The sequence below is a fragment of the Halomonas saccharevitans genome, assembly GCF_900116405.1.
Classification (GTDB): Bacteria; Pseudomonadota; Gammaproteobacteria; order Pseudomonadales; family Halomonadaceae; genus Halomonas; species Halomonas saccharevitans.
In genome coordinates, this window is record NZ_FPAQ01000012.1 from 76,986 (window position 1) to 87,733 (window position 10,748).

9 protein-coding genes are annotated in these 10,748 nt (G+C 65.8%); 1 reads left to right on the forward strand and 8 read right to left on the reverse strand.

The annotated features are described in order from the left end of the window. The first annotated feature begins 110 nt into the window (after window positions 1-110). The gene (locus BM388_RS07440) at window positions 111-1,994 is read left to right on the forward strand and encodes a glycerophosphodiester phosphodiesterase (RefSeq protein WP_089848709.1); all 1,884 of its coding nucleotides are present in this window, start codon (window positions 111-113) and stop codon (window positions 1,992-1,994) included. Window positions 1,995-2,022: 28 nt separating this feature from the next. On the opposite strand, the gene BM388_RS07445 is transcribed toward BM388_RS07440, so the two are convergent. From BM388_RS07445 to BM388_RS07480, 8 genes are all read right to left on the reverse strand, one after another. Further along, window positions 2,023-3,849, reverse strand: a complete 1,827-nt coding sequence (locus BM388_RS07445; protein ID WP_089848711.1) for a gamma-glutamyltransferase family protein — start codon at window positions 3,847-3,849, stop codon at window positions 2,023-2,025. Between the two features lie 69 nt (window positions 3,850-3,918). Further along, complete coding sequence (locus BM388_RS07450; protein WP_139233904.1) at window positions 3,919-4,419, reverse strand: hypothetical protein; 501 nt, start codon at window positions 4,417-4,419, stop codon at window positions 3,919-3,921. Window positions 4,420-4,774: 355 nt separating this feature from the next. After that, a complete protein-coding gene (locus BM388_RS07455; protein WP_089848714.1) occupies window positions 4,775-6,028 on the reverse strand; it encodes a cytosine permease in 1,254 nt (417 codons plus the stop codon). Further along, entirely contained in the window at window positions 6,025-6,414 is a 390-nt protein-coding gene (locus BM388_RS07460) for an allophanate hydrolase-related protein (protein ID WP_089848716.1), read from the reverse strand. Before BM388_RS07460 ends, BM388_RS07455 begins: the two co-directional genes overlap by 4 nt. Next, window positions 6,407-7,381: a carbamate kinase gene (locus BM388_RS07465; RefSeq protein WP_089848719.1), complete on the reverse strand. Its 975-nt coding sequence runs from the start codon at window positions 7,379-7,381 to the stop codon at window positions 6,407-6,409. The genes BM388_RS07460 and BM388_RS07465 overlap by 8 nt, the downstream gene beginning before the upstream one ends. Before the next feature lie 9 nt (window positions 7,382-7,390). Continuing rightward, entirely contained in the window at window positions 7,391-8,800 is a 1,410-nt protein-coding gene (locus BM388_RS07470) for a YlbE family protein (RefSeq protein WP_089848721.1), read from the reverse strand. A gap of 46 nt (window positions 8,801-8,846) precedes the next feature. Beyond that, the gene (fdrA, locus tag BM388_RS07475; protein ID WP_089848723.1) at window positions 8,847-10,382 is read right to left on the reverse strand and encodes an acyl-CoA synthetase FdrA; all 1,536 of its coding nucleotides are present in this window, start codon (window positions 10,380-10,382) and stop codon (window positions 8,847-8,849) included. Between the two features lie 24 nt (window positions 10,383-10,406). Then, on the reverse strand, window positions 10,407-10,748 hold a 342-nt coding region (locus BM388_RS07480; protein ID WP_139233905.1), incomplete at its 5' end, for an IS30 family transposase.

Sequence of the window (10,748 nt, forward strand, 5' to 3'; positions counted from 1 at the left end):
CGGCCAGGCGGCGGGGCCGCCTGCGAATCGGTACGGTACGCTCCCCTTCCCTTGCCCGAGCGTGAGACGCGATGTCACCCTGAGGGCTCCGAAGTCACCCTTGCGCGTCCATGCTGGCCCTGTCACGACTGAGCGGCGACGTGCTGCGCACCCTGCGCGAGCACCTGCGACCGCTGATCGCCTATCACCTCTTTTTCACCCTGCTGGCCTCGAGCCTGCTGCTGCCGGCCGTGGGCTGGACGCTATCGAGCCTGCTCGGGGAGTTCGGCCGGCCGGTGATCACCAACGGCGAGCTGCTCGCCCTGCTGATGAGCCCGGCCGGGCTCGTGTGGCTGCTGGCCGCGGTGGGCCTGACCTTCCTGGTACTCTACCTGCAGCAGTCCGGCATGATCCTCGTCGCGGTGCGTCCTCACGGCCAGCACGTGCGCCTGGCCTTCGAGGCGCTCTGGGCCACGCTGCGCCGCCTGCCGGCGATCAGCGGCCTGATCGCAATGCAGGTCGGTACCCAGCTGCTGCTGCTCGCCCCCCTGGCCTTCGCCCTGGGCGGGCTGCACGAGCTGTTCCTCGGGGATCTGGATCCCTACTTCGTGCAGCGCGCGCGTCCCCCGGCCTTCTGGGCCTTCCTCGCCAGCGCCCTGGTGCCGGTGCTGGCCTGGGCCCTGCTGGCGGGCGGCCTCTACGTGCGCTGGCACCTGGCACTGACGGTGCTGACCCTGGAAGGGATGCCTCCCCGGGCGGCTCTCGCGCGCAGCATGCGGCTGACCCGGGGCCAGGGTCGCCATATCGCCGCGGCAGTGCTGCTGTTGCTGCTCGGCATCGTCGGCCTGCCCTTGGTCGCCACCGCCCTGTTCGACCGGGTCGTCACGCCGCTGCTGTGGTGGCTGCCCGAGCGCAACGCGGTGCTGATCCCGGCCATGCTCGCCTACCTCACCGCCTACCTGCTCATCACCCTGGCCATCGCCTTCGGCGGCATCGCCGCCAATGCCCTGCAGGCCACCTGCCTCTATCTGCGGCTGGCGCACCGCGAGCCACGCCCCGAGCCTCCCCCGCCCGGCAGCCATCCGCGTCGCCTGGCCTGGGCCGTGGAGCTCGCCGTGGTGCTGTTCGCCATCGGCCAGGCCTGGCTGATCGTCAACCGCTTCGAGATCCGCGACGAGGTCGAGATCATCGCCCACCGTGGCAGCTCGCTGAAGGCACCGGAGAACACCCTGGCGGCGCTGGATCAGGCCATGCAGGACGGCGCCGACGGCATCGAGATCGACGTGCGGCTCACCGCCGACGATCGCGTCGTGCTCTACCACGATGCGAGTCTCCAGCGACTGACCGGCGATGATCGGCAACTCGGCACGCTGCCACGGGCATCCCTTGAGGCCTACGATGTCGGCCGCTGGTTCGACCCCGCCTTCGCTGGCGAGCGGATCCCGGGACTGGACGAGGCGCTCGCGACGGTGCGCGGGCGCGCCTGGCTGCTGATCGAACTCAAGCCGGACCCGGGGCGTGAGCTCGACCTGCTCGAGGCGGTGCTCGACGAGCTGAAGCTGGAACGGACCCATCGCCTGGACTGCCGGGCCCGCGCCGAGGACCGCGTGAGCGCTCTGGCCTGTGGCGACGCCGACATCATGGGGCAGATGCGCGTGGCCACCCGCTCGCCCTGGCTGCTGCGCGAGGCGTCACGGCGCGAGCCTCGCCTGGGCACCACGCTGCTGGCCCAGCTGGTGCTGTCGGGCAGCCTGGAGCGTCGCGGCTTCGATGCCCTGGCGCTGCGCCACAACCGCATCGACGAGGAGGAGATCCGCCTGGCCGGACACTACGGTTACGCGCTTCACGCCTGGACCCTCAACGAGCGCAACGCCATGTCACGACTGATCGACCTGGGGGTGGACGGCATCATCACCGACCGCCCGGCCCTGCTCGCCGAACTGATCGCCGAGCGTCGGCGCCTGGGCGATGGCGCCCTTCTGCTGGTCAAGCTGCGCAACTGGCTGAGGGGCTAGCGGGCCCGTGGCGCGATCGAAGTGGGTTTCACTCTCCCCGCACGACACCCTCGCGGCGTGGATCGGTGTCGCCGACGAAGCCTTGCCCGGTGCGCCGGAGCGCGTGCAGGCCGCCGGTCGGCTCGCGCTCCTCCACCTCGTGACCCAACTCGCGCAGGGCCTCAAGGGTAGCGGTCGGAAAGCGGCCCGCCTCCAGCGAGACCGGCCCACCCAGGGTGCTGGCATGGGGCAGGGCCAGCGCGCCTTCGACGTCCAGCCCCCAGTCGAGCATCGCCACCAGCGCGAGAGCGGTATCGGTAATGATGGCCGCGCCCCCTCTCGCTCCCAGGCTCGCCACCAGGGCACTGCCCTCGCCCTCGACGACCAACGTCGGGCTCAGGCTGGAACGCGGGCGCTTGCCCGGCTCCACCCGATTGGCGATGGGCGTGCCCTGATCGTCCGTGGGCGTGAAGGAAAAGTCGGTCAGGGCATTGTTGAGCAAAAAGCCTCCCGGCATGCCGGTGCCCCCGCCGGAGAGGATGCGCGCGCCGAAGGCCTGCCCTAGGGAGCTGGTCATGGCCAGCGCGTTGCCATGCGCATCGATGATGCTGATGTGGCTGGTGCCCGCCTCCGGCTGCGTCGGCTGCGCGGCCCAGGCGGTCGCCACGACACCCGGGGTGCCCGGACTCGCGCCGCCGCTGCCCAGGCTCTGCGTCGCCTCGATCAGGGCGGCGCGCTCCTCCAGATAGTCGGGCGCGATCATCAGCGACCAGTCTCCGCCGGGCGCTTCGACGAAGGCCGGATCGGCGATATAGCGCCCCCGGTCGGCGAAGGCCAGACGCGAGGCCTCGAGAAAACGATGTAGCCAGTCGACGCCGGGAAGGTCGTCCTCCAGACCCGCCTTCGAGGGCGGCAGCTGCGCCAGGATGCCGAGGATCTGCATCACGGTCAGGTGCCCCGACGAGGGCGGCGGAAAGCCGCAGAGGCGATGGTCCTGCCAGTCACTGCAGAGCGGCTCGCGCTCCTTTGCCGTGTAGGTGGCGAGATCCTCGAGGCTCAGGCTGCCGGGGATGGCGGGATGATTCTGCACCCGCCCCACGATGTCCCGGGCGACCTCCCCGGTGTGTAACGCCGAACTGTCCTGCTCGGCGACGCGCTGGAGGATCACGGCCAGCGCCGGGTTCTTGAGCCGGTGTCCCTCCGCCAGGGGCTCCCCCTGTTCGGTGAAGAAGAAGCCCGAGGCCTGGGCGTCGTCACGCAGGGCCTCGGTGTCGTCCAGGCTCGCGTGCAGCCTGGAACCGACCGGAAACCCATCGTCGGCCAGGGTGATGGCCGGCTCGAAGAGCACGGCCCAGGGCAGTCGCCCGTGCTCGCCGTGGGCCGTCTCCAGCATGCGCAGGGTGCCGGGCACGCCGACCGAACGGCCGCTGGCCACGGCCTTCATGAACGCCAGAGGCTCGCCGTCCTGACCCAGGAAGAGCCCTTCCTTGGCCGAGGAAGGCGCGGTCTCGCGCCCGTCGTAGGCCCGGGCCTCCTCGCCATCGTGATGCATCAGGAAAGAACCGCCGCCGATACCGCTGGACTGGGGTTCGACCAGCGTGAGCACCATCTGCACGGCGATGGCGGCATCGATCGCCGAGCCTCCCGCCGCCAGGATCTGATAGCCGGCGTCGGCAGCCAGGGGATGCGCCGCGGACACGGCGAAGCGCTGGAAGGGACCGCCGGGCGCCTTCTCGCTCTCGGCGCCCGGCGGCGGCGTGGCGTCGGGACGCTGGTACTGGAAGTCCACCTCTCCCAGGGCCGCCGGCGCCAGCAGCAGCGGGGAGAGGATCAGCAGCAGCGTCGCTGCGCGACGACGGGCGTCGGGGAGGGTCATGGCCATGGCTCCTTGTCTCGACTCGAGGCCATGTCAGCATAGGTGAGAGCGACTCGGGCGTCGCGACGCCTAGCGGCGACAGCGCCAGGCGGCCAGCAGGCTTACGGTGGCCAGGGTCAGCAGTCCGGCGGCGATCCAGCCCAGCACCTCGACGAGGCGGTGAAACTCCCCAGGGGCATCGCCAGGGCGAAAGGCCATGCCGTATTCGGCCAGGCGGCTCCCGCCATAGAGCAGCAGGGTCAGCAGGCCCAGCGGCAGTGACGAGCGCCGACGGGCCAGCCAGCTGGTCAGGCGCCAGGGCTCCGAGGGCGCCTTGGGGCTTCCCCCCTGAGGCGAGGCCTTGGTCTTGGCCTTGTTGGTGGCCTTGTTGGTGGCCTTGGGGGGCGCCTTGGCAGAGGTCTTGGGCGCGGCCCTCGGCCGATTCGGTGCCCGACGCCTCTTCTGCCGTGACGACGAGCTGCCTCCTCCGCGCAGCCGGCGACCCAGCCAGCGCCCCATGCCGATCAGCCCCCAGCCCAGGGTAAAGCAGACGGAGAGCGCCAGGCCTCCCATCACCAGCAAGTATGTCATCCCGATCGGTTCCCGCGTCGCCTGTTCAGGGGTCGCCATCTTGCCAAATTCTCGCCGCCCTGTGGGGCGGCATCGTTCAGGACAATGCCTGGGCCACTGCGACGTCGCTCAGGGCACCGCGATCAGGGCACCACAATCAGGGGAATCGGCAGCCGCGCCAGCAGGTCGGGGCCCTGCTCGGCCAGCCGCGCGACGAACGACCTGCGTGTTTAACGCTAATCTGCGATGCACCTATCATGACGGCGGACAAGGGACGCTGACGAACGGGCAAACGGGTTGCCACAAGCCGGGCGGCCGTCGCGAAAAAAGCCGGGGCCTTTTGGGCACCCGGCTTGAATGAGACGTTCGATGCGGCTCAGGAGGTTTGCGCGGCACTCTTCCCCGCGCCGACGCGAGACAGCAGAACGTAGCCCAGAAACGCCACCAGTATGGAATCCACGGACGGGATACCGCTTAGCGTGAACCAGCCGTTCACGGTGCAGAACCCCACGAATGAGGCCACCCCCCAGGCCACAAAGGTCCTCGGCTTGATGGCCGCGTCGCTGTCCAGCCGCGCCTCGTCAAAGCCTTTGCGACGGTTGACGAGGTAGTCAGCAATGTAGATGCCGCACACCGGTGGCGTCGCGATACCCAGAAACAGCAGGAAGGGGATAAACCAGCCCATGATGTCCATGCTGCCCACAACGGCAGCCAGCACTCCCAGTGCCACAGTGATCTTCCATTTTGCAAAAGCACTGAACAGCGTGGACACCACCAGAGTACCCTGGAACATATTGCCTGCGTTGCCGGTAATGCAGGCGAAGATCAGCAGTATGGTAGCCGGCAAGGTTGTGCCGATGATGGCCATGGCCGCCAGCAGGGAGTCCTGGGAGGTCATGGAGCCTGGTACCGCGCCCACCAGAAAGAGCACCGGATAGGCCACTCCGAAGGTCAGCAGGCCGGCGATGATGGCGTGCTTGCGGTTGTGGACGAAGGCGCCAAAGTCCGGCGAGGTGGCCACCAGCACGATGATAGTGCCCACGATGGAAGACACCGCGGCACCAAAGCTAAGATCACTGACTTTTTCCGCGATGGCCGGCGGCACCTCGCTGGTCAGCGCCAGGTACAGGATGTAGAACATCAGCAGCGCGATGATGGGCACCGCGAACCTGGCCACCTTGCCAAGCGCCTCGAAGCCGAAAGCGGTGGAGGCGACAAAGATCACGCAGCCGAAGGTCACGATGGCGGGTATTGGCAGCTCCAGGCCAAACTGGCGCGCCAGCAGATCATGGGCGCTATGGCCAAAGGTGTTGGCGGTGACCGCAATCCAGCCAAACAGGCTGATGGCCATCAGAATATTGATGGCGACCGCGCCCTTTCTGCCGAACGAGTATTTCACAATACCGTAGGTGGGCATTCGTGCCCGCTCACCAATGGAAATATTGATGGCCGCCAGCAACGCCAGGATGATGCTGCCGGCGGCGATGGCGATGGCCGCCGTCCCCAGGGTGAGCTGGCTGCCCAGGCTCGAGGACGCCAGCACCACCGGCGTCACGAGTATACCCAGCAGAATAATGGCGACCTGAAAGCCGGAGGCGGAATTACCGGTTGCTTCTGTCGCGCGGCTCATATTCCCTCTCCTTCGGTATAGCGACGCCAGCCGCCGGTGTCGGTGATTTCACGCTGGCCCTCCACCAGCCAGGGCTCGCCCAGGACACCCAGCACTTCGCTGCCGTCGGCCAGTTTCACCTTACCGATGGAGAGACCCGCCGGTTCGTTGCTGAGCACGGCGGCAAAGGCCGCCATCGGCAGCTCCCACACTTCCAGTTCCACTTGCGCGGCAGGTTCCAGGGTGCGGATCATCGCCGGATGGTCGTCGTTGATGGACCACAGGCGGTAATAACCGTCGGTTTTGTCTTCTCGCACGAAGCGGCCACCGGCGTTGGTCAGATTCGGATTCAGTTTCAGACCGCGCATCAGAGTGCCGTTCACGGCCAACAGGGCTGTCTCAGTCATGGTGCTTCTCCATCGGGTTAGTGCCAATCCAGGTGCCGGTGTGACGATCCATCGCCTGCATCAGGGTGCTGGCTTTGGTAATCAGGCCGCTGCCGTCAGGGTTGCCCTGCAGGAATTTCAGCAGGGCGTCCACCTTCGGTTTCATCGAGCCTTCGCCAAACTGGCCCTGCTCACTGAGGGCGCGAGCATCTGCCGGGGTCAGGCTGTCCAGCCACTGCTCGTCGGGCCGGCCGAAATTGATCGCCACTTTTTCCACACCGGTGGGAATAATCAGCATGTCGGCGTGCAACTCGCTGGCCAGCAGGGCCGAGGCAACGTCCTTGTCGATCACCGCTTCCACGCCGCGCAGGTTGCCGTCGTCGTCGCGCTCAACCGGAATACCGCCACCGCCGCAGGCAATGACCAGCGAGCCACTGTCGACCAGGCTGCGAATGCTCTCCAGTTCGATGATCTCCTGGGGCTGGGGGCTGGCCACGCAGCGCCGCCAGCCACGTCCGGAATCTTCCATGATGTGCCAGCCCAGCTCCGCAGCGCACTGCTCGGCGGAGGCCTTGTCCATGAACGCCCCGATGGGCTTGTTGGGGGTGGCAAAGGCCGGATCCTGCCAGCTGACTCGGGTCTGGGTGACCAGCGTCACCACCGGGCGCTGCAGGTTACGACGCTGCAGCTCGTTCACCATGGCCTTCTGGAACATGTAGCCGATGGCGCCCTGGGTATCGCCCACCGCGTAGTCCACCGGCACCGGGGCCACCTCGGGAGCGGCCAGCTCTGAGCGTCGTAAAATGAAGCCCACCTGGGGACCGTTGCCGTGGGTCAGCACCAGCGACCAGCCCTGCTCGATCAGGTCCACCAGATAGCCCACGCTGTTGCAGACCATCTGGTACTGGTCGTTGATGGAGCAGTGAGCGTCGTCGTCAATCAGCGCGTTACCACCGAAAGCAACGATCGCAAGCGGTTTTCTGGTCATGATGTTCTCCTAGCGGCTGATCTGCCGAGCCAGTGCGTTCAGGGCATCAACGAAACAGGACATGGGCGCAGTGGTGATGCCGGCGCCAATCTGGCCGACACCGGCCTCCTTGTGGGCGATACCGGTGTTGATAATGGGCAGTACCGAGCTGTCCAATACCTTGCGCGCATCAATCCCCGCAGCGGTGGGCGCAAAGTTCAGCGCCGGCAGAGTGAATGCCGGGTTGCTGCCCAGGGTGACGTGCTGCATGGAGCGGCTGTTCTGAGTGGCATCAGCGGGAGTTCCGCCAACGAATTTCACGATGGCGGGAGATGAAGCCATGGCAAAGCCACCCACTCCGGCGGTTTCGGTGATGGCGCTGTCACCGAGATCAGCGGCAGCATCGTCGACGCCATAGCCGGGGAAGAACAGACCGTCCACCGGATTCGCCGGCGCCTGGAACCAGGTGTCACCGGTGCTGGACAGGCGAATGCCGAAGTTCACGCCGTTGCGCGCCATCACCGTGACCATGGTGCTGCCGGGCACGCCTTCGGCGGCCTTGAGCATGCTCTTGCACGCCGCCATGGACAGGTTCAGGAAAAAGTGGTCGTTGGCGGTAATGAAACGGATGGCGCGCTGGATCTGCTCTATTGGTAACGCGGTGCTAAGCAGCGCCGGCAGTAGCTGCTTCAGCAGCAGGCCGGTGGCGGCAATGTTGCGGTTGTGCACTTCGTCGCCCATGTGCAGTGCCTGGGCCATGATCGGCTTCAGCTCAATCGGGCCGGATTCTGCCAGCATGGCTTTCATGGCCTCAGCCAGTTCGGTTCCCATCCAATGCAGGCGTTCAATCACTACATCGCCGTTGGCACCAAACCGCAGCACCTTGCCCAGGCCTTCGTTGAAGTTGCTGTACACACGCTGACTGTTTTCGGTGTTCTCGACCACCCACAGGGGCATCGAGCGGCTGATGATGCCGGCCATGGGGGCCACGGCATCGTAATGGTGGCAGGGCTCAAAGCTGACCTCGCCCTGTTCAATCAGCGCTTGCGCCTGCTCCAGGGTGTCGGCCCACTGCTCGTAGAGGATGGCCCCGAGAATGGCGCCCTGCACCGGGCCGCACATATCGTTCCATGCAATGGGCGGGCCCGCGTGCAGGATGCGCTTGTGCTTATCCAGGGCCGGTATGGCTTCTCCAGCGCGCATGACGTCAACCAGCATCGGCTGGGCGGCCAGATACTGCGCCATGGCCTGTTCATTGGCCGCTTCAATCTGCGGATGATTCAGCAGGCTAGCCAGCACCATGCCACCTTCGCGGTCGCCGCCGGCCGGGGGCTGCCAGCTCAGCGCGACGGCCTCGCCGCCGGCGCGGGTGATGTTATCGGCAAAGCTTTGCAAACCGGCGTTCAGAACCGTCAGTTGCTGAGTAAAAAGTGCGTTCACTGTGCTCACCATCTCGCTAAAAAAATGAAATCAGGGCAAAGCGCGATTACAGACTGGCCACCAGGCTGGCGGCCAGATGCGACGCGTGAGCGTTGCTGTCGGCCAGTTGCACGCCGGCGTCACGCAAGGCCATTTGGATCTGCTGACGGGATTGCGGGTCGGCATCGGTACCACATACGTGGGCGATAAATACCGGCGGCGCCGTCTGTTGCCGAGCCTGTTCGATCACCGTCAGCAGGTCGGTCAGCGGCTCTTCCGCAGCGCCGTAGCCCAGCACCAGATCAAACAGCACAGCCGCGGTTTCCGGGTCTTGCGCCTCCTGCAGTAAACGCTGGTTGCGCAGCGTGGGGTCGATCATTGGATGCGGACATCCCTGGGTGAAGGCGTCATCTCCCAGGTCCACGATGGTGTGGCCCTGGCTACGCCAGAGATCGGTCAGTTCGCTGTTACCTTTCGACGGCGTGTTGGAACTTGCCCGCAAGTCATAGCTCGCGGCAATGATCTGTGCCTCATAGCAGAAGGTGCCGCCGGCAAACACGCCGCGAATATAGCGCTGGGCGTCGCTCAAGCCCGCCGCAAGCCGCGATACGGTGTCGCTGTCGGCCTGGCTGCACGACTGTGCGGCCGGCTCCATCTGGTTGCGGTAAAGCGCCACGGCCACCTCGGCCGAGTGGGCCAGTGAGTCGGCGAAGTAAACGCCGTCCATTACCGTTGCCGGACTGCCCTGCCCCAGGAAGTTGACCACCACCGGTTTGGTGATGGAGGCGGCCCGGGCAAGAATCTTGTCGGCGATGGCCTGTGCGGGGGGTTTAGAAATGAGCACGACGACATCGGTTTGCGGGTCGTCTGCCAGCGCTTGCAGCCCATGCAGCATGGACAGTCCGCCCACGTCCTGATGCAGGTCGTGGCCGCCGGTGCCCAGCGCCTGCGACACGCCCTCACCCAGCTGATGAATGCGGCAAGTGGCTTCCTGCAGGCCGGTACCAGAGGCAGCCACCACGCCAATCGCGCCACGGCGCACCACATTGGCAAAGCCCAGGGGAATGCCGTTGATGATGGCGGTGCCGCAATCCGGCCCCATTACCATCAGGTTCTTTTCCTGGGCCAGATGCTTGATGGTCCGTTCGTCGGCGATGGAGACATTATCGCTGAACATCATCACGTTAAGGCCAAAGTTAAGCGCTTTGATGGCCTCCGCCGCGGCGTACTCCCCGGGCACGGAAATCAGTGCCAGGTTGGCCTGCGGATGCTGCTCCAGCGCCAGGGCAAAGCTGCGCACAGGCTGGGCAGTGGATACACCGTCACCGCTGTCATCGGGCTTTGCCGCCAGGGCCTGCTCAGCGGCAACCATGGCAGCATCGCAGGCGGCGGCGTCGCCCTGCACCGCAATCACCAGGTCGCTGGGCTTGGCGCTGATGCTCTCACCAAAACCGGCGTCCGCTATGCGCACCAGATTGGCCTCGGTACCCATCACCACGGACGCACCTTCGATGCCGTCCATCTGATCCAGTCGGGAAGAAACCTGCATCAGCGATACCGAATCCTGATACAGGTTTTTAAATACTTTGTGTTGCGTTGCCATAGGAAACCCCGTTCTTTCCTGAATTCAAGCAATAAGTGCAGCACCTGCGGTATCCAGGGCTCCTGAGTATTCCCCCAGGAATACCTGTGCCGGTGTCCGATAGCCGAGCCGTTTTCGAGGGCGGTCATTCAGCTTCCTGAGCACCCTGCGAAGCTCGGCATCGGTGACCTGGCGGAAGTCCGTTCCCTTGGGAAAGTACTGCCGTATCAGGCCATTGGTGTTCTCGTTGGTCCCACGCTGCCCGGAGCAGTAGGGATCACAGAAGTATGTCGCTGCTGTCACTGCCTTGGACACGGCTTGGTGCTCGGCGAATTCGGAGCCATTGTCCAGCGTGATGGTCTGGACCGCGCCCCGACGAGGTTTCAG